Annotated in this window: 22 protein-coding genes; 16 read left to right on the top strand and 6 right to left on the bottom strand. The window is 62.3% G+C overall.

All coding sequences use genetic code 11. The features are described 5' to 3' along the window. Window positions 1-8 precede the first annotated feature (8 nt). From RJ40_RS07625 to RJ40_RS07610, 4 genes are all read left to right on the top strand, one after another. Entirely contained in the window at window positions 9-1,781 is a 1,773-nt protein-coding gene (locus tag RJ40_RS07625) for a PAS domain S-box protein (protein ID WP_265580259.1), read from the top strand. 83 nt (window positions 1,782-1,864) lie between these two features. Further along, window positions 1,865-2,233: a DUF2703 domain-containing protein gene (locus RJ40_RS07620; protein ID WP_265580258.1), complete on the top strand. Its 369-nt coding sequence runs from the start codon at window positions 1,865-1,867 to the stop codon at window positions 2,231-2,233. Between the two features lie 41 nt (window positions 2,234-2,274). Next, the gene (locus RJ40_RS07615) at window positions 2,275-2,922 is read left to right on the top strand and encodes a YIP1 family protein (protein ID WP_265580257.1); all 648 of its coding nucleotides are present in this window, start codon (window positions 2,275-2,277) and stop codon (window positions 2,920-2,922) included. Window positions 2,923-2,946: 24 nt separating this feature from the next. Next, complete coding sequence (locus RJ40_RS07610; RefSeq protein ID WP_265580256.1) at window positions 2,947-4,080, top strand: COG1361 S-layer family protein; 1,134 nt, start codon at window positions 2,947-2,949, stop codon at window positions 4,078-4,080. A gap of 178 nt (window positions 4,081-4,258) precedes the next feature. Here the strand turns inward: RJ40_RS07610 and RJ40_RS07605 are convergent, their stop codons facing one another. Further along, a complete protein-coding gene (locus tag RJ40_RS07605) occupies window positions 4,259-4,438 on the bottom strand; it encodes a hypothetical protein (RefSeq protein ID WP_265580255.1) in 180 nt (59 codons plus the stop codon). Between the two features lie 155 nt (window positions 4,439-4,593). Between RJ40_RS07605 and RJ40_RS07600 the strand changes: the two genes are divergently transcribed. Next, a complete protein-coding gene (locus RJ40_RS07600) occupies window positions 4,594-5,382 on the top strand; it encodes a class I SAM-dependent methyltransferase (RefSeq protein WP_265580254.1) in 789 nt (262 codons plus the stop codon). Between the two features lie 909 nt (window positions 5,383-6,291). Here RJ40_RS07600 and RJ40_RS07595 read toward each other — a convergent pair. The 3 genes from RJ40_RS07595 to RJ40_RS07585 are packed head-to-tail and all read right to left on the bottom strand — an operon-like array spanning window position 6,292 to window position 7,589. Then, entirely contained in the window at window positions 6,292-6,531 is a 240-nt protein-coding gene (locus tag RJ40_RS07595; protein ID WP_265580253.1) for a hypothetical protein, read from the bottom strand. After that, window positions 6,528-7,181, bottom strand: a complete 654-nt coding sequence (locus RJ40_RS07590) for a DUF2953 domain-containing protein (RefSeq protein WP_265580252.1) — start codon at window positions 7,179-7,181, stop codon at window positions 6,528-6,530. The genes RJ40_RS07595 and RJ40_RS07590 overlap by 4 nt, the downstream gene beginning before the upstream one ends. A 12-nt stretch (window positions 7,182-7,193) precedes the next feature. Then, window positions 7,194-7,589, bottom strand: a complete 396-nt coding sequence (locus tag RJ40_RS07585; RefSeq protein WP_265580251.1) for a spore germination protein GerW family protein — start codon at window positions 7,587-7,589, stop codon at window positions 7,194-7,196. A 1,594-nt stretch (window positions 7,590-9,183) separates the two neighbouring features. On the opposite strand from RJ40_RS07585, the gene RJ40_RS07580 reads away from it, so the two are divergent. Continuing rightward, the gene (locus RJ40_RS07580; RefSeq protein WP_265580250.1) at window positions 9,184-9,432 is read left to right on the top strand and encodes an eS24 family ribosomal protein; all 249 of its coding nucleotides are present in this window, start codon (window positions 9,184-9,186) and stop codon (window positions 9,430-9,432) included. 3 nt (window positions 9,433-9,435) lie between these two features. Here RJ40_RS07580 and RJ40_RS07575 read toward each other — a convergent pair whose 3' ends face one another. Beyond that, on the bottom strand, window positions 9,436-10,062 hold the full coding sequence (locus RJ40_RS07575) for a LysE family transporter (RefSeq protein ID WP_265580249.1): 627 nt from the start codon (window positions 10,060-10,062) through the stop codon (window positions 9,436-9,438). A 104-nt stretch (window positions 10,063-10,166) separates the two neighbouring features. Between RJ40_RS07575 and RJ40_RS07570 the strand changes: the two genes are divergently transcribed. The 8 genes from RJ40_RS07570 to trpA all read left to right on the top strand — a co-directional run bounded on the left by RJ40_RS07570 (window position 10,167) and on the right by trpA (window position 17,940). Then, window positions 10,167-11,525, top strand: coding sequence for a TrpB-like pyridoxal phosphate-dependent enzyme (locus tag RJ40_RS07570; RefSeq protein ID WP_265580248.1), 1,359 nt, complete (start codon window positions 10,167-10,169; stop codon window positions 11,523-11,525). A 136-nt stretch (window positions 11,526-11,661) separates the two neighbouring features. Beyond that, window positions 11,662-13,062 carry an anthranilate synthase component I family protein gene (locus RJ40_RS07565; RefSeq protein WP_265580247.1) on the top strand — a complete coding sequence of 467 codons (1,401 nt, stop codon included), beginning with the start codon at window positions 11,662-11,664 and terminating at the stop codon, window positions 13,060-13,062. Then, window positions 13,059-13,640 (top strand): anthranilate synthase component II, encoded by a 582-nt coding sequence (locus tag RJ40_RS07560; RefSeq protein WP_265580246.1) that lies wholly within the window; start codon window positions 13,059-13,061, stop codon window positions 13,638-13,640. The genes RJ40_RS07565 and RJ40_RS07560 overlap by 4 nt, the downstream gene beginning before the upstream one ends. Continuing rightward, a complete protein-coding gene (gene trpD, locus RJ40_RS07555; protein WP_265580245.1) occupies window positions 13,637-14,653 on the top strand; it encodes an anthranilate phosphoribosyltransferase in 1,017 nt (338 codons plus the stop codon). Before RJ40_RS07560 ends, trpD begins: the two co-directional genes overlap by 4 nt. Next, the gene (locus RJ40_RS07550; protein ID WP_265580244.1) at window positions 14,650-15,411 is read left to right on the top strand and encodes an indole-3-glycerol phosphate synthase TrpC; all 762 of its coding nucleotides are present in this window, start codon (window positions 14,650-14,652) and stop codon (window positions 15,409-15,411) included. The genes trpD and RJ40_RS07550 overlap by 4 nt, the downstream gene beginning before the upstream one ends. Further along, a complete protein-coding gene (locus RJ40_RS07545) occupies window positions 15,402-15,974 on the top strand; it encodes a phosphoribosylanthranilate isomerase (protein WP_265580243.1) in 573 nt (190 codons plus the stop codon). Before RJ40_RS07550 ends, RJ40_RS07545 begins: the two co-directional genes overlap by 10 nt. Next, complete coding sequence (gene trpB, locus RJ40_RS07540; RefSeq protein WP_265580242.1) at window positions 15,971-17,143, top strand: tryptophan synthase subunit beta; 1,173 nt, start codon at window positions 15,971-15,973, stop codon at window positions 17,141-17,143. The genes RJ40_RS07545 and trpB overlap by 4 nt, the downstream gene beginning before the upstream one ends. Next, a complete protein-coding gene (gene trpA / locus RJ40_RS07535; RefSeq protein WP_265580241.1) occupies window positions 17,140-17,940 on the top strand; it encodes a tryptophan synthase subunit alpha in 801 nt (266 codons plus the stop codon). The genes trpB and trpA overlap by 4 nt, the downstream gene beginning before the upstream one ends. A gap of 44 nt (window positions 17,941-17,984) precedes the next feature. Here the strand turns inward: trpA and RJ40_RS07530 are convergent, their stop codons facing one another. After that, entirely contained in the window at window positions 17,985-18,545 is a 561-nt protein-coding gene (locus tag RJ40_RS07530; protein ID WP_265580240.1) for a class I SAM-dependent methyltransferase, read from the bottom strand. Window positions 18,546-18,608: 63 nt separating this feature from the next. On the opposite strand from RJ40_RS07530, the gene RJ40_RS07525 reads away from it, so the two are divergent. Continuing rightward, the gene (locus RJ40_RS07525; protein ID WP_265580239.1) at window positions 18,609-19,718 is read left to right on the top strand and encodes an ATP-NAD kinase family protein; all 1,110 of its coding nucleotides are present in this window, start codon (window positions 18,609-18,611) and stop codon (window positions 19,716-19,718) included. Between the two features lie 111 nt (window positions 19,719-19,829). Then, window positions 19,830-21,458 (top strand): uracil-xanthine permease family protein, encoded by a 1,629-nt coding sequence (locus RJ40_RS07520; RefSeq protein WP_265580238.1) that lies wholly within the window; start codon window positions 19,830-19,832, stop codon window positions 21,456-21,458. The last annotated feature ends 1 nt before the right edge of the window (window position 21,459 follow it).

Raw genomic sequence — 21,459 nt, 5'->3', positions numbered from 1 at the left:
CTGAGAAGATGACAGGAAGGCCCGGTTCCGACGGCAGGGGTGGCGTCTGGAAGGTTTTCCTCCTGGTTCTCATTTTATTTTCCCTTATAATCACCCCTTTTTCACCGGTCGGAGCAACTGTCCCGGACAATCATCACAATGTCCTTCTTCTTCATTCCTACTATGACGGTCTCTCCTGGAGCGACGATGTGACGGACGGGGTGTGTTCGGTTCTGGACGGCCCGGAACAGGACGTCGATCTGTACATTGAATATATGGATATGCCACGGGTGGACTCGCCCGGGTATGCAGAGAAGATGCTCGACCTTTTGAAGGTCAAGTATGCAGGTACCTCTTTTGACGTGATCATCTGCTCCGACGAGTACGCCTTCCATTTTCTGCGCGAATATCACGACGACCTCTTTCCGGGTGTCCCGGTCGTGTTCTGCGGGGTGAACTACTTCGAAGACTCGTACCTTGATGACTGGGAAGACTGCACCGGGATTGTCGAGGCCTACGATGTGGTCGGCACCATACATGCCGCCATCACCCTTGATCCAGACGTGCGGAGAGTCTATGTCGTCAACGACCGATCAGAGACCGGTCTTTCCAATCAGAAGGTGATCGAGAGGGCGGCCGAAGAATATCGCGGTCGTATTGAGATCATCTCGCCGGCGGAGCAGAGTTTTGACCAGACTCTGGAAGATGTCTCAACTCTCCCTCCCGATGCGGTCGTCCTCCTGATGACCTATTATCTGGACCCTGACGGCACCTCGTATGATTATGCCGAAGTGATCAGCGATGTTTCAAATGCCTCTTCGGTTCCTGTCTATGGGGTCTGGAATATCTATCTGGGTGAAGGGCTGATAGGTGGCCGTCTCACCTCAGGGAGAGAGCAGGGGACTGCAGCGGGTGGAACGGCCCTGCGGATCCTCGAGGGCGAGTCCGCTTCGACAATCCCGATCAAAAAAGATCTGCAAGGGGTGTACACCTTCGATTATCACCAGTTAGAACGGTTCGATCTTCAGGAGTCGGATCTCCCGGCCGGGAGCATAGTGATCAATGCCCCCAAGACGGCCGTCGAGATTGATCGCGACGTCCTGACGGTGGTGATCTTTGCTCTTGTGATCCTTCTTCTCCTGGTTACGTTTCTGGGATATACTGTTAGCGTGAGAAAAAAGACCGAAATTGCCCTGAGAAAAAGCGAGGAGATGTTCCGTGGGATTGCAGAGCGCAGTTTCGATATAATATTTATCACCGACGCAGAAGGGCGGTATACCTATCTCTCCCCCTCTATCAGGAGGGTTGCCGGTTATGATCCAGAAGAGTTCGTCGGGAAATCATACTTTGTCGATCTCGATGAAAACTGGCGAAAAATAGTGGAAGAGGCAAATAGTGCTCTTAAAGGTGGCAACGCGGTTGAAGGTGTTGCGGTCTCTATCCGTGCGAAGGACGGATCCCCCAGGTACCTCGAGATCAATGCCGCCCCCATCATGATCGGAGGTGTGGTGACCGGGATCCAGGGGGTGGTGCGTGACGTCACCGAGCGCCGGGAGATGGAGCAGGCCCGTGAAGAGGCATATGCTCAGATCGATCGGAACATCGCCCAGTTCGCCACTCTCGGGGATGAGATCAGAAACCCCCTCTCGGTGATCGTTGGGCTTGCCGATCTCAACTGCACAGAGGAAGATACGGAGCGGATCCTTGAACAGGCCAGGATCATCGATGAGATCATTGACCGTCTTGATAAGGGATGGATCGAGTCGGAGAAGGTGCAGGCTTATCTCAGAAAGCGGGGGTGACCTGATGTTCCCCCCGGCGCAGGTTGATATGGTCTGCTCTCAATCCTGTGGGGTATGTTGATGCGGAACCGGGAGGTAGCCTGATGAAAAACCGGTTTGTTGTCCTCTGGCGTCGGGGCGTGGGGGTGAGATGTCAGTATCGCACCACCGATACCGGTCGCTCACTGGGTGCGGTCTTGAGTGAGATGCGCCCTCTCCTTGAGGAGAACGGGATCGAGATTGAGATAAGGGTGGAAGAGACCGCTGACGACAGATCCGAGGTCTTCTTCAATGAGATCCCATTGGAGGATCTGGTTGACGAAGTCGCGGGTGCCGCGGCCTACTGCACCGGCCCATCAAGGATGGAGGAACTCGGTCATCCGGAGATTGCCTATGCCTCCGGTGCACATGCGGGATGCGTCGTTCCTGAGATAATCTTCAGGAAGGCGATCCTCCTGGCGCTGGAGGAATAAGCGCCTTATATTTATATGGCATGGACGTTCCAGAGATCACCATGAGTCACTGGATTGTCGACCTCCTTCTCAACCCCGATGCTTTCTTCAGAGAGAGGGCGGGTCAGGAGGCCGGACTGAAGTTCCCGTTGCTGTTTGTCCTGCTAGCCGGGCTTGCTGCAGCACCGGGTGCATACACGATGGTCGGGATCATGGGGCCGCTTCTTCCCCCCGAGGCCCAGTCGTTTCTCTGGATTGGAGGAGTCATTGCGGCTTTGTTCTCTCTTATAGGTACGATTTTCATTTTTATTCTGTTCGTAATCGTTTTCCATCTCCTTTCAGCGGTTTTAAGGGGTGTAGGCGATATAAAAAAGAGTTTTGAGGCAGTGGGCTATGGCTTTCTCCCGATGGTCTTAGGGTATGTGCTCTCGTCTGTGGCCATCCTCTATTACGCCCCCTCCATTGTACTCCCGCAGGTCGACCCGACCACCCCGGCCGGAGCGGAGGCATTTGGCCAGGCGATCGCCAGTTCTCCGATGACCATGATGTCCGCAATTCTTGGGATTCTATTTATCCTCTGGTCCGCGAACATCTGGATCTTCGGGATGCGGCATGCACGCTCCCTCACCCTGCGCAACGCGGCCATCACCGTCGGGGTGCCGGTGGGGATATATATCATCATTCAGATCTGGTCGCTGGGAGTTCTCTAGATGCGGGCGATGTGGATATTTTTCATGGTCTTCCTCTTTCTCCTTCCGACAACTGCGGCGGCAGTCAACGGTGAGGAGAATGCGGCGAGAGTGACGGTCCTCGGGTTCCAGACCGATCCGGCACTTCTGATGCCTGGCGACGAGGCGACGGTCACCGTGACGATAAAGAACACCGCCGAAGAGAGTGTCCCGATCAGCAGTGCTCGGTTGTATACTGAGAAGAACGTGGCAGTCATCAATAACCCTTATCAGACATTCGGAGCCCTGGGGCCGGGGAACGAGGCCACCTTCACCTTCAGGGTAAAGGCCTCGCTGAATGAAGGAACCTTTTACCCGGTCTTTGTCCTCGACTTCAGAGATGCAGGGTCACTGAGGTATCCTGTCCCGGTGAAGGTGGACGGGACAGAGCCGCGGTTCTCTGTCACCTCCAGACCTGACTCATTTGTCAGGGACAAGAAGGAGATCGTGCGGGTGTCGGTGAGCAACCCGCGTGCCGGCCCGATCAACGGTGTCTCGGTCGTACCGTCAGGTCAGAGCCTTGAGGTCACCCCGACGAGCGCCTTCATCGGCGCCCTTGAGCCTGACCAGGCTGGCGAGGTCACCTTCAACATTACTCCTGCTGAAGAGACTGATCTGGTCTTCACCCTCCGTTACCGGAACGGCGACAACCAGCGGGACATCGAGGTGCCCCTCCCGATTGTCTTCTCAGAGGACAAAAAGCGGGCCGAGATCGTGGTCTCAGGGGTTGAAGTCACTGCAGAAGGGGGGCACTACCGGGCGAACGGCGATGTCACCAACACCGGTCTCGAGGTGGCGAAGGCGGTGGTGATCACCACTGGTGACCCGGCAGTGCCTGTGGACCCGAACCAGGTCTATCCGGTTGCGTCTCTCGACCCTGACGACCTTGCAAACTTCGATGTCACCTTCAAGGTGGAGAACGCCACCGAAGTCCCCCTAGTCATCGATTATAAGGATGCCGACGGGAACACCTACTCGACGACCGTCATGATCGGGGTCAAGGCCACGCTCCCGACCGGTGGAGAGGGAGAGGGTCAGTCCTTCCCGATAACCGCTGTTGTGCTCATTCTTGTCGTTGCGGTGATTGCCGGTGCGGTGATCTTTCGCTCGTGGAAGAAGGCGAAGGAGAACGAGAAATAGGCTCTGTAGTATTTCTGAGGTGCGAGTGTCGGGGAGCGACCCCCCGAACTCCCCCACGGCGAAGATCGGCGGGGGGGCGTCGGACCGAAAAACTGAAGAACTATTTTTCATCACTCATTTCTGCAGGAGAAAATGGACAGGGGTATGAAGGCCCGCTGTCTGTGCTCCAGAATAATGATCACTCTTTTGCCATGATCACGCCGACCACGAGGAGTCCGAGGCCGATGATCACGATGGCGAGTTCGATGAGACCGATCAGGAAGGTCACCACTTCAGGGGTGAGGAGGGTGATCCCGTAGATGCCGGCGGCAATCAGGACCAACCCCACGACAATCATTGCAACACCAGTCTTGTCCATAGGCAGCGTCACCGGAGAGTGATTGTCCGGTCCTGCATATGAGCCTTATCCCCATCTGTGGATCATAAGGGGGCTAGAACCATTTTTTTGTCTCTTCAAATCTATTATAGTCCATGGAAGCAGGGGAGACGGACTGGAATAGGGTCTGGGCGGAGATGATCAGAGAGAATCATTCGGTCCCGGGTTTCAGGACTGGAAGAGATCTCTGGGGCAAAAGAAGGGTGGCGGCAGAGTACAGGGTGCCGGCTGAGCGGGTGGCCGCGACGCTGGCCCTCCTCCCTCTGGCTTCGGGGATCTCGGTCCTCGATATTGGTGCCGGCCCCGGAACCCTTGCTCTTCCTATCGCCGGGCGGGTGAAGTCGGTCACCGCAGTGGAACCTGCTGCAGGAATGGTGTCGGTTATCGAAGAAAAAACCGGTGCAAGTGGTCAGAAGAACATACGGGTGGTGCAGAAGCGGTGGGAGGCGGTGGTGCCCGCCCGCGATCTGGAGGGGCCGTACGACCTTGTCATTGCCTCGTTCTCCCTTGCGATGGAAGACCTCGCGGCGGCCCTGAAGAAGATGGACGCCGTCTCCTCAGAATCGGTGCATCTCTTCTGGTTCGCTGATCTCCCCGGATGGGAACGGCACTACCTCGAGATCTGGCCTTCCCTCCATGGAGCACCATACTGTCCGGTCCCGAAGGCCGACGTGGTCTTTAATCTCCTCTGGCAGATGGGGCTCCATCCGAACCTGAGCATGATGCCTCTCTTCGAGGAAGAACATTTTAGAGATCTTGAGGAGGCCCTTGTCCACTATGCTCCGAAGTTCGGGGTGACCGATGCAGGACAGGAAAAGGTGGTGCGCGAGGCCCTGGGGTGGTGGCTTGTCGCGGAGGGAGACGGCCTGGTCATGCGGGAACGCTCGCGCGCTGCGCACATATGGTGGGAAAAAGAGGAGGATTAGGTCCGCCGCAGAGCGCCGAGGGTCACCGCCGCCAGGTGCCGTCATGTAATGTATCATCATGACTTCCATAGGCTCGATCCCATCTTCTTTAAGCCAGGGTTTCTTGACTGAGAACTCGATCGAGTGGCGAGTCACCCCTCAAATGTCTGGCCGGGGGGCTGTTGATTACACTCTTCACGGTGGGGCAGCGAGGGATCATCACTTCGTCGCCGCCCCGCCTCTATCCTCGCTGCGGGGGGGGTCCGGGGTGTCTCCCCCCGGTGCGAGAGAGTGGCAAAAATTTCTTCGTTTTTCTGTGGGACGGCTTGTCCGATCCCATGCCTTCCCCCACCCTCGCGCCGGGGGCGCTACCCCCGGACCCCTGGGATTGCGATTGGGTCGGGAAGGCAGAGGGGAGATCATGGAGAGGGTGTTGGCGTCCCCGGCGCTCTCTTCACGTGGGGAACCAGGGGGCGGTCAGCCTCCCGCACAAAGATTAGTACAGAGGATTTTTTCGCGGTCAAAAATTTTCGTCGTTCAAGCGCATTTATTGGTGGTCTTTTGTTCGTGACTTGCTACTAAGTGTTGCAACCGCCTTTCACGCTTCAGGGGTTAGGGTGATCATGAGGTAACAGTGGGAGGTGTTCTTTCTGTGGAGATATTGGTCTGATGGCTCTTTTGAATCAGGCATGAACCCCTGGCTCAAGCATACGCGATGAAAATTGTTCAAAAGATCTTCTGATCGACGTGCCTTCCCGCACGCTTACGCCGGGGGCTCTGCCCCTGGAACCCCCGGGATTGCGATAGGGGAGGAGGCTGGCGGTGATTGTTCAGAGGGGGTTCCCGTCCTCTGCCGAACCATCACATATGGGCAAGGGTGTGAGCAGCCCCTCATGGTCACTCCAGAAGAGGTATTCAACAGAGCCGGTTTCATTCTCTCTTGAGGGCATCAGAGGCCTGTTCTACCCCCTTGTGGATCGTCTCTTCAGAGAGGGACACCCCGGTGTCGAGACGGAAGAGAAGCGTACTCCCGGTTTCAGCGACGATGAGAGCGACCGGTCGCGCCGAATAGAGGATCCCTCCCGCGCCCGAGAGTTCGATTTCTTTTATGAAGGGAACCACTGCCCTGTCACCGGTGACGACTGCTTCTCCGACGACGATATCTTTCATTCGTCTCTCCGTGTTGCTCTCTGGATGGTGGTGCGGACTTCAGGCTGAATGATCAGGCGTGCCCCGGAGACGAGGAGAGCAACCGGTCGTCTGATGTTGAAGGCGATCTCCCCCTCTCCGGCGGGTTCACCCTCTGCGAAGAGGGGTTCCATCTTCAGGTGTATTGGTGTCGGCCACAGAACTCCGTTCAATGCCTGCACTGCACCGAAAACTTCGCCGGTTGTAACCGGGTCTCCGAATCCCCCGCGAAACCAGAGAGAGACTTTTTCAAGGCCGGTATGGGCAATGATCTGCCTGAAATACTGGAATAGATATGGGAGTGTCGAGCCTGCCTCTCTGACCGCTTTCAGACCCGGCAACGTCACTTCTTCCTCCGCTTCCGCTTCCTCTGTCTCAAGAATTTTTTCATCTGAAGGCAGGCACACTCTCATCACCGGTGTCCTGCTGAGGAGGAAGGTCATCTTCCACTTCTCTCCGCCTTCCACTCTGATCCCCGCGGCCGCCCAATTCGCAGTGAGGGCGATCGCCCAGTCTCCGCCCTCAAACGATCCGCCTCCTCTGATCCGTAATGGTATGAGGAGGATCAGGAACATGAAGAGGCCGACAAATCCTAGAAGGGTGCAGAGGAGGATTATTTCGCTGCCTCCCATGGTTCTGGACGACTACTCCTCTTCAGGTTTCTCTGCTTCCTGCTTTTTCTCTCCGATGACAGAGGCCAGTTGCTCGATCACCGGCGGGATGCTCTCCCCGATCGTCTCGATCACTTCCGCGACCATCCCTTTCTTGGTCATCGGAAAGATCTGGACGCCTCCTGGGCCCTTTACATCCTTATGGACGACGAGCAGAGCGATAGGATCGACACCCCCTCCTGCTCCTCCTCCTTCTCCCACTCCTTCTCCGCCTTTCTCAGATTCTTTTCCTCTTCCTGCTCCGGCACCGAAAGCAAACCCGAATCGTGCGATCGAAAAGACGACCTTATCTCCAAGGTCGAGGGGTTCACCAATGACCGCCTTTGCTGTGATGAAGTTCCTGAGCTCTTCGGCGGTTACTCTGACCATCTCTTCTCCTGTCATGGAAACCACGATTGAGCATGGTTGAGATGATATAAGAAGATATGGGCGATGTGTGTGGGCTGCAGACGATGATGAGTTCATCGATTCTGTTCGAGAGAGGGATTGAATAGGTTGGTTCAAGTTTTCAGCGAGAATTTATTTCGGGTTGTATAAAGGGGGATGGTGTCCTTCAATGTGTTCGATGCTGACATTGCAGGGTGCAGATCTTGATGAATTCTGAGAAATAATAAGAATCTCAGCCTTGTAGAATTGTTCATGAACCCCGGGTTCAAGCATACGTGATGAAAATATCTCGTTGTAGTTCTCCTGAGTGCGGAGGGATACTTGATTCCTCTCCTCGCAACAGGGCCCCTGAAGGATACGTTCAATTGCCGCCCTTGATCGTAGAATCTTCACCGTCGTCTCGCGCCGGGGGGAGACCCCCCGGACTCCCCACGTATGAGGATAACCGAGGGGCGGCGCTTGAACAGCACCTCCACTGATCCTATGTCCTGAAAAGAGGGATCTAAACTATTTCAACACCCGGAGATCGAGCGACAAGAAATTTTCATCCAGTATGCTTGAGGCGTGCCCCCCGCTCATGGCAAATTCTACAGGACCAGAGAGTTATTTTCTTCTTCTCGCCTGGCTTGCACCGGATAATGGCTCGCCAGCAACCCTCGATCGATGATCGGAGCATGCATGCGGGGTGCTCCATGTTGTTTACACTCGCGCCGGGATCACGACCGGGGAAACCTACCTCACGATCACCGGTACCGGGTGTTCTCCGGATCGTGTGCAAATTATCAGGGGTAACTGTACACACTTCTCTCTATGTATTCTGTACACAGATCCGGGTCATGATCAACTTTTTTCCTCGATCGCCACATTGCCACCACCCTGGCGCGAACCGGGCGCGAGGGTGTAAGGGTCGGGTCCAAGGTTCCCGGCGTTTCATCTCGATCCCTCCATGCCCCGGAGACCTGCAACATGAAATTTTCATATGGTATGCATGAAGCGTGCGTTCGCTTCATGAGCAATTACCATGAAAATGATCCAGAATATCTGCTCAGTAGTGGCGAATAAATATTTAATCGCCCCGAGCCTCTGCATGACTGATACGCAGAGGTCAGAGGCATCTTCTGAATGATCAGCCCTCCACCTTCCCGCTCCTATCTTCATCTCGGGGGTCTCGGGGGCAGCGACCCCGGCGTGAAGATGGGGGAAGGCACATCCATCAGAAGTGCCCCCCCAACCAAAAGATTTGAACCTGCCGTCCGGTGCTGGGGAGAGAGACCCCGGACCCCCCACGGCGAAGATAACCGGGGGGTGGCGATTGAATGGTGCCCTTCTCGCCTCCTTTGCTAAGAGAGGGATCAAGGATCCCTCCACGCCTCGAAACGCTACTCAGCAATTTTCATGGCGTACACTTGAGCCAGGGGTTCATGCCCGATTCAACAGAGCCGATCCTTCCACACTCCGAAGATCAGCGATGAAAGATTTTCATGCCGGCGTGCCTGAGGCGTGCCCCCGGTTCATGCTCGATTCAACAGAGCCACGTTCCCAAACCTTCAACTCTTTTCCTCTTGCATGGTGAGACATGGACATCGATTTTTCCCGGTACGAGAGGGAGGAGGAGAGGCGGAGGATCGAGATCGATTTTACGGCGCGGTTTGTCGGCCCCATCCCGTCGAGGTCCGAGATCGTCGACGCGCTCGCCCTTCTCTCCGGTGCCGACCCGGCCTCTGTCGTGCTCGACCGTCTCAGCCCGCGGGCAAAGAAGGGCGAGGTGCGGGGGAAGGCCCGCGTGTACGACGATGCCGCGGCACGGTCCGCGGGCGAGAGATGACCCTCAGGCGAAGGCCCGCCAGAGGTACGACGCCCCGAAGAGGATGAGGAAGAGGCCGCATGCGCCGAGGACGAGGCGGTACTGCCCGACGCTCATGACTCTCCTCCCTCCCGCGGTGGCCGCGGCGACGAGCCCGAACCACCCGAAGTCCGCGGCCCAGTGGCCGATCATGAAGGCGCCGGCGACGGCCAGACCCCCGGCGAGGCCGTCAAGGAGGAGGCCGGCTCCGATGGTGAGCCACCAGATCCAGAAATAGGGGTTTGCAGCGCTCGTTATGGCCCCGGCGACGTACGGGTTCCCAGCCGTCCCGGCAGGAGCGGCCTCCAGCACCGCGGTCCTGCTCTCCCTGATGGTCATCGCGCCGAAGACGACGAGGGCCGCCCCGCCGAGAAGGGCGACCGCGGGGCCGACAGACGCGGCTGCAATCCCGAGGCCTGCGACGACGGCGAGGAAGACCGCCGTCTCCAGGGCGGCGTGCCCGGCCGCGACCTTCGGCCCTGCCGCCCACCCCTCCGCGAGCGCCCCCCTGATCGTCGCCACCAGGGTCGGTCCCGGCGCAAGGGCGCCTGAAAGACCGATGACGAGGCCGAGAATCAGGGCCCCTGCAATGCCGTCCATCTCCATCATCATGAATCGTCCTGCTCTATAAAATCGGGCCATGCCCGGCGTCTCCAATCTCCGATGTAACGTTCTGTTCCACAATGTATATCTATGTTCATTGTGTACTCCCTTTCATGCAGACGAAGATCCTCCTGGACGAGGACGCCATCCCGAAGGCCTGGTACAACATTCAGGCCGACCTGCCGACGCCTCTCGCCCCGCCTCTTCACCCGGGCACGGGAAAACCGGTGGTGCCTGATGACCTGGCGGCCATCTTTCCCCGCGAACTGATCAGGCAGGAGATGGCGACCGAGCGCTCCGTCCCCATCCCCGACGAGGTGCGGGACATCCTCAGGCTCTGGAGGCCGAGCCCCCTGTACAGGGCGCGGCGCCTCGAAAAGTACCTGAAGACGCCGGCGAGGATCTATTACAAGTGGGAGGGTGTCAGCCCGCCGGGCAGCCACAAGCCGAACACGGCGGTGCCGCAGGCCTATTACAATATGAAGGAAGGTGTCGAGCGTATCGCCACAGAGACCGGCGCCGGGCAGTGGGGTTCCTCCCTCGCCTTTGCGACCGCCCTCTTCGGCATGGCCTGCACCGTGTACATGGTCAGGTCGTCCTACGCCCAGAAACCGTACCGGAAGAGCATGATGCAGGTCTACGGGGCCGAGTGCATCCCGTCGCCGAGCGAGAGGACGGACGCGGGCAGGAAGGTCCTTGCCGATCACCCGGACACGCCGGGGAGCCTGGGCATCGCGATCTCCGAGGCGGTGGAGGACGCGGTGCATCATAAAAATACAAACTACGCCCTCGGTTCGGTCCTGAACCATGTCTGTCTCCACCAGACGGTCATCGGCCTTGAGGCGCGGGAGCAGCTGGCGATGGACGACGCCTATCCCGACATGGTCATCGGCTCCGTCGGCGGCGGTTCGAACTTCGCCGGCCTCGCCTTCCCCTTTGTCGGGGACAAACTCCGCGGGAAGCACCCGGAGACCGACGTCGTCGGCGTCGAACCCGCGGCCTGCCCGACCCTCACGAAGGGGCTCTTCGCCTACGACTACGGCGACATCGCGGGCCTCACTCCCCTCCTGAAGATGTTCACCCTGGGCCACGACTTCGTGCCGCCGGCGATCCACGCGGGCGGGCTGCGGTACCACGGCGTCTCGCCTCTGGTCGCCCACCTCGCCGACGCCGGGGCGGTGCGGGCCGTCTCCTGCCACCAGAACGAGGTCTTCGATGCCGCCCTCACCTTCGCGAGGACCGAGGGGATCATCGTCGCCCCCGAGGCGGCCCATGCCGTGAAGGTGGCGATCGACGCCGCCCTCGCCTGCCGGAAGACCGGCGAGGAGAAGGTGATCCTCTTCAACAACTCGGGCCACGGCAACTTCGACTTCGCAAGCTATGATGCCTATCTTGCGGGCGGCCTCCCTGACTACGAATACCCGGCCGAGCTGATCCGCGAATCGCTCGCGCACCTGCCGAAGGTGGGGTGATGCCGGTGGAATGGATAGTGCCGTAATCGGTGAAACAGAGATATTCAAGCCGGGTTATCAGGAATTTCTTGCCGCTGCAGAGGGGCGGTCCCGGCCCCTTATCATTCCTCTCTGCCAGGAGCTTCCCCTTCCCCCTGTGACGCCTCCGGGAGTCTATGTCGGGCTCTGCGACGGCGTCGGTTTTCTCCTCGAGTCGATGGAGGGAAGTGACCGGAGTGCACGCTACTCGGTGATCGGGGTCGGCCCGGCCCTCAGGATCTCCCTGGGGGAGACGGTCGAGATCAGCGGCACGCGGCCCTTTGTCCGGGTCGCTGCCTCTCCTGATGGGGCCGACCCGGTCGAGATGGTCAGGTCTATCCTCGGCAGGTTTACTGTCGCCGATGTCGGCGCCCCGAGATATTTCGGGGGTTTTGTCGGTTACTTCGCGTACGACCTCGTCCACCGTCTCCATCCGAAGGTCGGGCCCGGTCGCCGGGACGGTCCCGACGCCCCCCTGGCCAGGCTTCTCCTTGCACAGGACTGTATCGTCTTCGACCACCTCGCCGGCAGGATGTACATCTTCTCAAGCCCCCTGCTGACCGAAGACACAGACCCTCTCAGGGCGTACGAGGAGAGCAGGGCAAGGATCAGGGCGCTGGTTACACAGATCCGGACCCTCGAACCGGAGGAAGAGAGAGCCCGACCCGAAGCCGCAGGGATTGACCTCCCCTGCCGCTCGACCGTCTCGAAGGAGGCCTTCGAGGCCGCCGTCCTGAGGATGAAAGAGCACATCGCGGCAGGCGACATCTTTCAGGGCGTCCTGTCCCGGCGGATCGACTGCGACTACCCGGGCGACCCCTTTGCGATCTATAGGGCGCTCAGGGCGATCAACCCGGGTCCGTACATGTACTTCCTGGACTTCGGGGACCAGCAGGTCGCCGGAGCAAGTCCCGAGATGCTCGTTCGCGTGGAGAAGGGGGCGGTCACGACCGTCCCGATCGCCGGGACGCGGCCGAGAGGTGCGACCCCTGAGGAGGACGACCGCCTCGGAGAGGATCTCCTTGCCGACACGAAGGAACGCGCCGAGCACACGATGCTCGTCGACCTCGCCAGAAACGACCTCGGCAGGGTCTGCACCTATGGCTCGGTCCGCCTGCCCGCGTTCATGGGCGTCGAGAAGTACTCCCATGTCCAGCATATCGTCTCCACGGTGGAGGGGTCGCTCGACGACCGGTACGACTCTTTCGATGCCTTCACATCATGCTTCCCGGCAGGCACGGTCTCGGGCGCCCCGAAGATCAGGGCGATGCAGATCATCGACGACCTGGAGCCCTGCCCCCGCGGCATCTATGCCGGTGCTGTCGGGCATGTCGGTTTCGACGGCGATATGGACCTTGCCATCGCGATCAGGACCGTTGTCCTCGAGGACGGGACGGCGTCGGTCCAGGTCGGCGCCGGCATCGTCGCCGATTCCATCCCCGAAAACGAGTGGGAAGAGACCAGGAACAAGGCTGCGGCCATGCTCCGGGCGATCGCACAGGGGAGGAGCGACCTATGAGAGTGCTCATCATCGACTGCTATGACAGTTTCACCTACAACCTCTATCAGCAGGTCGGAAAGTTCGGCAGCGATCCGATCGTCGTCAGGAACGACACCCCTGCGTCGGTGCTCCGGGAGATCGACTGCGACCGGATCATCCTCTCCCCGGGTCCCGGGACGCCCGAAGAGTCGGGGCTCTGTCTGGACGCCCTCAGGACAATCTGCCGCGAGGTCCCGACTCTCGGGATCTGTCTCGGCCACCAGGCGATCTGCACCGTCTTCGGTGGGCGGGTGACGAGGGCCGGGCGTCTGATGCACGGCAAGACCTCCCGGATCGTCCACGACGGCACCGGGATCTTCGACGGCGTTCCCGATCCCTTCGACGCCACCCGGTACCATTCGCTGGTGGCCGACCGAAACAGCCTCCCGCGGGAACTGGAGGTCACGGCGACGAGTCTGGACGACGGTTATGTGATGGGCGTCAGACACCGGGACTATCCCATAGACGGCATCCAGTTCCACCCGGAGAGCATCCTCTCTCCCGAGGGTGACCGGATCATCAGGAATTTCCTTGCCGGAAAGGGGGTGCGGGCATGATCAGGGAGGCGATCGTCCGGGTGGCCGAGGGCCGCGAACTCTCCGGCAGAGAGGCGGGAGAGGTCATGCGCGAGATCCTCTGCGGCGTCGCCACCCCGGCACAGGTCGGTGGTTTTCTTGCCGCAATGAGGATGAAAGGCGAGTCTGTAGATGAAATCTCCGCGTTTGCACAGGCGATGCGCGAGGCCTCCCTCAGGATCATGCCGCGGGTCGATGGCGTCCTCGTCGACACCTGTGGCACCGGCGGAGACGGTAGCAGCACCTTCAATATCAGCACCGCGGCGGCCTTTGTCGTCGCCGGCGCCGGCGTGCCTGTCGTGAAGCACGGCAACCGGAGCGCAACAAGCAGGTGCGGATCGGCCGACGTCCTCGCCGCCCTCGGTGTGGGCCTCGACCTCGGACCTGAACGCGCCCGGGAGGTCGTCGAGGAGGTCGGGATTGTCTTCCTCTATGCACCGGCGTACCACCCGGCCCTCGGCCGGGTGGCCGGGCCGAGATCAGAACTCGGTATCAGGACGGTCTTCAACCTCCTCGGCCCTCTTGCAAATCCGGCCGGTGCGGAGGCGCAACTCGTCGGCGTCTACAGCCCGGCGCTCGTGGAGACGGTCGCCGCGGTATTGAAGAGCCTCGGCGTCGGGCGGGCAATGGCGGTCCACGGGAGCGGCATCGACGAGATCAGCACCGTGGGGCCGACCCGTGTCGCCGAACTCCGCGAGGGGGCGGTCCTGACCTATGACCTCGCCTGCGAGGACTTCGGGATCCCGCCGGCCTCTCTCTCCGACCTTGCCGGCGGGGACGCGGCCGAGAACGCGGCGATCCTCGGGGGCATGCTCGACGGCGAGCACGGGCCTGCCCGCGACATCGTCCTCCTCAACGCTGCCGCCGCGATCTATCTCGGGGGAAGGGCCGGATGCCTCGGGGACGGCCTTCGCCGTGCGAAAGATTCGATCGATTCAGGAGAGGCGCGGCAGAAGCTCGATGCCCTTGTCAGGGCGACAGGAGGTGCCCGATGATCCTGGACGAGATCCTCGCCCGCACCCGCGAGCGGGTGGCCGGGCTTGAGGCGACCGGGCACATCCCCGACCACCGGGCCTCAGGGCGGTTCAGCCTGACGAAGGCGATCCGCACCTCTGAACGGAGGAACGCGGTCATCGCGGAGGTGAAGTACGCCTCGCCCTCGCGCGGCCACCTCCACTGCGGCGTCCCCCCCGAGGCGCTGGCCCGCGCATTGGTCGCCGGCGGGTGCGCCGGACTTTCTGTGCTGACCGAGCCCTTCTTCTTCGGGGGGAGCACCGGCAACCTCGGGCGGGTGCGGGAGGTCGCACCTGTCCCTGTCTTGAGGAAGGACTTCATCGTCGACGAACTCCAGCTCAGGGAGACGGCGGCGCTCGGGGCCGACGCCGTCCTCCTCATCGCCGGTGTGCTCGGCCGCGACCTCGGACGGTTCGTGGACCTCTCCCTCTCCCTCGGTCTCGAACCCCTGGTGGAGGTGAGGACCAGGGAGGAGGCTGGACTCGCCTGCGCCGCCGGTGCGTCCCTGATAGGGATCAACAACCGGAACCTCTCCACGATGGCCATCGACCTGCACACCACACAGAGACTCGCTCCCCTCGTCACCGGCGAGGGCCGGATCGTCGTCTCCGAGAGTGGCGTCGTCTGGCCCTGCGACGTCCGGGCCCTGCGGCCGTACTGCGATGCGTTTCTCGTCGGTTCGGCCCTCATGTCCTCGGCGAACCCGGGAAAGAGACTGGAGAGGCTGGTATGCGCGTGAAGATCTGCGGGATCACGCGGGCCACCGACGCCCTTGCCGCCGAAAAGGCCGGTGCCGATGCGATCGGTGTCGTCCTCTTCTCCGACTCGCCGCGGTCGGTCGCCCCTGAAAAGGCGGCCGAGATCTTCGCCGCCCTCGGCCCCTCCACGGCCAGGATCTGCGTCTCGCGGACAGACGACCCGGCAGAACTCGACGAGGTTCTCGCCCTCGGCCCGACTGCGGTGCAACTCTACTGCGACCTCCCTGTACCGCCGAGCGTGGCGGTGATCAGGGCGGTCGCCGACGGGATGCCCCCTGCCGGAAGGTACGACGCCATCCTCCTCGACCGGAGCGAGGGCACAGGAAGGCGGTATGATCTGGATGAGGCCCGGTCGCTTGTCCTGCGGTCGCCTGTCCCTGTCCTCCTCTCCGGCGGCCTGACACCGGACAACGTCGGCGAGGCGGCGAGGGCCGTGCGGCCGTACGGGGTGGACGTCTCGTCGGGCGTCGAAGACAGCCCGGGCATTAAGAACACACGAAAGATGACGGAATTTATCATGGCATGCAGGAGCATATCCCCATGAAGAAGGGATATTTCGGTGAATTCGGCGGCCAGTTCGTCCCGGAGACCCTGATGGGGGAACTCGGGGCGCTTGAGGCCGCCTATGAACGCGCGAAGAACGACCCCCCCTTTCAGGCCGAACTGGAGGGGTACCTCTCGACCTTTGCCGGGAGAGAGACTCCCCTCACGTACTGCCGGAACCTCTCCCGCGACCTCGGCTGCCGGATCTACCTGAAGAGGGAGGACCTCCTCCACGGTGGCGCACACAAGATCAACAACACCCTGGGGCAGGCCCTGCTGGCGCGGCACATGGGCAAGACCAGGATCATCGCGGAGACCGGCGCCGGCCAGCACGGCGTGGCGACGGCGATCGCGGGCGCGGCCCTGGGCATCCCTGTCGAGGTCTACATGGGGGAGGTGGACATGGCCAGGCAGCGGCTGAACGTCTTCAGAATGGAACTCCTCGGGGCGACGGTCCACCCTGTGCGGACAGGCAGCCGCACCCTGAAGGACGCGGTCAGCGAGGCCCTGCGCGACTGGATCGCCCGTCCCGCGGAGACCTACTATCTCCTCGGCTCCGCGGTGGGCCCGCATCCCTATCCGACGATGGTCAGGGACTTTCAGTGCGTCATCGGGAGGGAGATGAGGGAACAGGTCCTGAAAGCCGAGGGGCGTCTGCCCACGGCGGTGGTCGCCTGTGTCGGCGGGGGCTCGAACGCTATCGGCACCTTCCATCCGTTCCTCGGCGACGATGTGCGCCTTGTCGGGGTGGAGGCCGGGGGCGAGGGCCTCTCGACCGGGAAGCACGGGGCCACCCTCTGCGCCGGGACGAAGGGTGTGCTCCAGGGCGCCCTCTCGTACCTCCTCCAGGACAGGGACGGGCAGGTCCTGGAGACCCATTCGGTCTCGGCAGGCCTCGACTACCCGGGCGTCGGGCCCGAGCACGGCATGCTGAAGGACGCCGGGCGGGCCGAGTACGTCGTGGTCACCGACAAGGAGGCCCTTGCCGCTTTCTCCCTCCTCTCGCGGCGGGAAGGGATCATCCCGGCCCTGGAGTCGGCCCATGCGGTCGCCCACGCGGTGAAGATGGCCCGGGAGATGGACGGGGATGACATCGTCGTCGTCACCCTCTCCGGGCGGGGGGACAAGGACGTGGCAGAGGTCGCGGCGAGGATGGGGGTGGCGATATGAGCCGGATCGGGCCCCTCTTCTCAGGCCTCGGCAGGCCGGCCTGCATCGCCTACCTGACGGGCGGCGACCCCGACCCCGCGACCTCTCTTGCGGCGTTGCGGTCGGTCGTCGATGCCGGGGCGGACATCATCGAGATCGGCGTTCCCTTCACCGACCCCATCGCCGATGGCCCGACGATCCGGCGGGCGAACGTGCGGGCCCTTGCGGCCGGGACGACGCCGGCCCGGATCTTCGACCTGGTGCGGGCCGTGAGGGAGGGAACCGCCGTCCCGATCGTCCTGATGACGGCGTATAACATCGTCTATGTCCGCGGTATCGATCGTTTCTACGGAGAGGCGGCCGCGGCCGGGGCCGACGGGGTGATCATACCAGACATGCCGCCCGAGGAGTCGGGGGAGGCCGTCGCCGCGGCACGGCGGCACGGCCTCGACCAGATCTTTCTCGTGGCCCCGAACACCCCTGACGAGCGGCTGGACCGCATCATCGACCATGCCGGGGGTTTCCTCTATCTCGTCTCTGTGCAGGGCGTCACCGGCGCGAGGGCGGGCCTCCCCCCCGGCATGGAGGAGAGGATCGCCGCGTTGCGGTCACGCACCCCCCTCCCCATCGCCGTGGGCTTCGGGATCGCCGGCCCCGCCCAGGTCAGGGCGCTCGCGGCCGCGGGGGCGGACGGCGTGATCGCCGGCAGCGCGATCGTGGAGATCGTCGAGCGACATCCGGGGGACAGTGATGTGATGTGCGCCGAACTGAAGAGTTTCGTCGCCGGACTGTGTGGGGCCGTCAGGGAAGGGGCTTGACCCTCTCTCTGTTTTTGGGAAAGGCGGTACCCGCGCCATTTATCTCATTTTTTTGGGCGGCACCGCAGAAATGCCGCGGTCTCCTCCGCGACCTCCCACAGTCCCGAGGCACGGATCTTTTTCAGGGTCGTCGTGCGCGGCTGGTGGCCGTCGTCGATCACGAGCATGCCGTCGGGTTTTATGATCCTGCGGAGTTCTCCGAGGAAGACGGACGGATCTTCGATCATGTGGAACATATCGAGGGCATAGGCGAGGTCCACCGTCCCGGCAGGTATGCCCGAGTCGTAGCCGCGTGCGAGGACAGGGACGACATTGGCAAGATTTTCCTCCCTGACCCGTCTTTTCACCGCCTCGATCGCCAGTTCATGGATGTCGACGGCGTAGAGGCGGCCTGTCCTGCCGACCCGCCCGGACGCCCCCGCGATATACCTGCCCGGGCCGCAGCCATAGTCCACCACGACCATCCCCTCCCTGATCCCGATCCGGTCGATGAGGCGATCGGGGGGCCAGACCAGGTCCTGGATCCTGAAGAGGACAGACATGATGCGGAAACTGATGTCAGACATCCTCTCCCGGTTTCTCTCCTCCTCATTTGGCGCCTTCATGCTCGACCCTTCCCTCCCTCTCATACATCTTTTTCCCTCTCCGGCGGCATACTCTGCATCTCCATGACGACGATCGGGCTTGTGATCAACCCCCTCGCCGGCCTCGGCGGCACGGTCGGCCTGAAGGGGACGGACGGGACGGCTGACGAGGCGCGGCGGCGGGGAGCGCTGCCGCGGGCGGGGACGCGTGCGGTCGAGGCCCTCCTCTCTCTCCGGGGTCTCCCCCTCCGCTTTCTCACCTCCAGTGGGGCGATGGGGGCCGACGCCCTGGACGCCGGGGGCATCAGGGAGTACGAGGTCGTCCATACTCCCCGAGGCCCGGAGACGACGGCCGACGACACCCGCGCCGCTGTCAGGGCCTGTGTCGATGCCGGGGCCGACCTCATCCTCTTCTGCGGAGGCGACGGCACGGCGCGGGACGTCGCGGCGGCTGCGGGGGAGACCCCCATCCTCGGCATCCCCGCGGGCGTGAAGATGTACTCGGGCGTCTTTGCGGTCCGTCCCGCCGCGGTGGGCGAGGTCCTTGCCGGGGACTACGCCCTCCGCGAGGCCGAGGTGATGGACATTGACGAGGAGGCGTACAGGCAGGGCGACCTGCGGGCCCGCCTCTACGCGACGGCCAGGATCCCCTTCCTCCCCGGCCGTGTGCAGTGCGGGAAGGAGGCCTCTTTCGGGGACGAGGCCGCCGCCCTCGATGGCATCGCCCGTTTCATGGCCGACCTGATCCGGGCGGGCGGCTGCGTTGTCCTCGGGGCCGGGGGCACCACGGCCGCGATCGCACGGGAGGCCGGGATCGAGGCGACCCTCCTTGGCGTGGACGTGGTCGTGGACGGGAAGGTTGCCGCCCCTGACGCCGACGAGGCCGCCCTCCTCGCGCATATCGAGAGTGCCGGCCGGTGCAGGATCATCGTCAGCCCGATCGGGGCGCAGGGTGCGGTCATCGGCCGGGGCACCGGGCCGATCACCCCCGCGGTGCTCAGGGCCGCGGGGCCGGAGAACCTTATCGTCGTCGCCACGCCCGGCAAACTCGCCGCAACACCGGCCCTCTTCGTCGACACCGGCGATCCGGCCCTCGACGCCGCCTTCGGCGAGAGGATCTCCGTCATCTGCGGCTACCACATCGCCAGGCTGATGCCCCTCCTCAGGCCGGCGGCATACGATCGAAACCTCTGAGGTGGTTTTCAAAGAACCGCCTGAAACTTCGTTTTATGAGCGATTCTACAAAGCGAAAACCACAGGTTTTTTTCCGCAGAATCTCCACTATTTATCGTGAAACTGCCGGGCATGGTGTACAGGCCGGACGACCGTCCGCCATGGTCGGTCACGCTGGTGCTCGCCGTCCAGCACCTCTTCCTCTTCGTGATCAGCCTCCAGGTCATCGCTGCCCTGGCCGGAGCCGCCGGCATCGGCGACGACGACCTCCTCGTCCTCATCGGCGGCATCGCGATCGCCTCCGGTGCGGCGACGGTCGTGAATGCCGTCGGGTACCGGGGCTTCGGCGTCCAATACCTTGCGCCGTACACCCTTTCGGCCGCATACCTCGGGCCGATGGTCCTCGCCGTCAAGACCGGCGGCCTCTCCCTCCTCCTCGGCATGACGACGGTGACCGGCCTCGCCCAGGCCGGATTCTCACGCTACATCTCCCGCCTCAGGAAGTACTTCCCTGTCGAGATCGCCGGCATGATCCTCCTCATGCTCGGCATCATGCTCATCAGCCACATCATGCCCGCGTTCATGGGGAAGTACGGCTCAGGTCCGGGCACCGACATCGCCTCGGCCGTCACAAGCATCCTCCTCCTCGGCTTCCTCGTCGTGGTCTACGTCTATGGCCGCGGGGCGGTCAGGACCGCCGGGATCATGCTCGGCATCTGCGCGGGCTGGCTCATCGCCGTCGCCACCGGCGCCTTCGGCCCTGCCGAGATCGCCGGGATCGCCGCCGCCCCTCTCTTCGCCCTCCCCGACCCCCTGAAGATCGGCTGGTCCTTCGACGCCGCCCTCCTCGTGCCTTTCTTTGTCGCCGGTTTCTGCACCGTCTTCAACGACCTCGGCACCTTCACCCTCTGCCAGGTGAGCACCAACCAGGCATGGCAGAGGCCGGACTTCGGGAACATCGAGAAGGGCGTCCTCGTCACCGGCCTTGCCACCGCCTTTTCCGGCTTGATCGGCGGCGCCGGCGTCGGTGCGTCGCCTGCGGCCGTCGGGGTCTCTATCGCGAACGGCGCCTTCTCCCGGATCATCGGTATCGCTGCCGGCATCCTCCTCATCCTCGCCGGGTGTTCACCCCTGCTTATCAGGGCTCTGACCTCCGTGCCCGCGTCCGTTCTTGCCGCCGTCTCCCTCTTTGCCGTCTCCTTCATCATCGTCTCGGGTCTTGCGATCATCTCCTCCCGCATGCTCGACTCCCGGCGGTCCCTGGTCATCGGCGTCCCCCTGGCGATCGGGGTCGGGATCGACCTGGTCTCGGAGAAGATCGCGGGCATGAGCGACCTCTTCTCCCCGGCCTTCGGGACCTCCCTCACCGTCGCCGCCCTCCTTGCGATCCTCCTCAATGCCCTGTACCAGGTGGGGGTGAAGGACACCGTCGAGTTCTTCCACGACCCTGTGGCAGGATCGCCTGCCGACGTGAATGCGGCGATGATGGGGCCGGCCAGGGCGTGGGGGGCACGCAAGGAGGTCTTTTCCCGGGCGGTAAAGGCAGTGCAGGCCTGTATCAGGGACATCGAGGCCCAGGGAGTGACCGAGGCGCCAGTGCGGGTGATCATGCGTTTCGACGAGTTCAACCTGGAGGTCTTCGTCTCGTACCTGACGCGGCGGTCAGGTGAGGGCGGGCGATTGACGACCGGCGCCGGCGGCATGGCCGATGCGAGCGACCTTTCGTGCAGGTGCACGCTCCACCTGCACTTCGACCACTAGG

Origin of the sequence: Methanofollis aquaemaris, assembly GCF_017357525.1 — an archaeon.
Lineage (GTDB): Archaea > Halobacteriota > Methanomicrobia > Methanomicrobiales > Methanofollaceae > Methanofollis > Methanofollis aquaemaris.
Note: the sequence above shows the minus strand (reverse complement) of the source record. Positions and strands in the feature narration are given on the sequence as shown.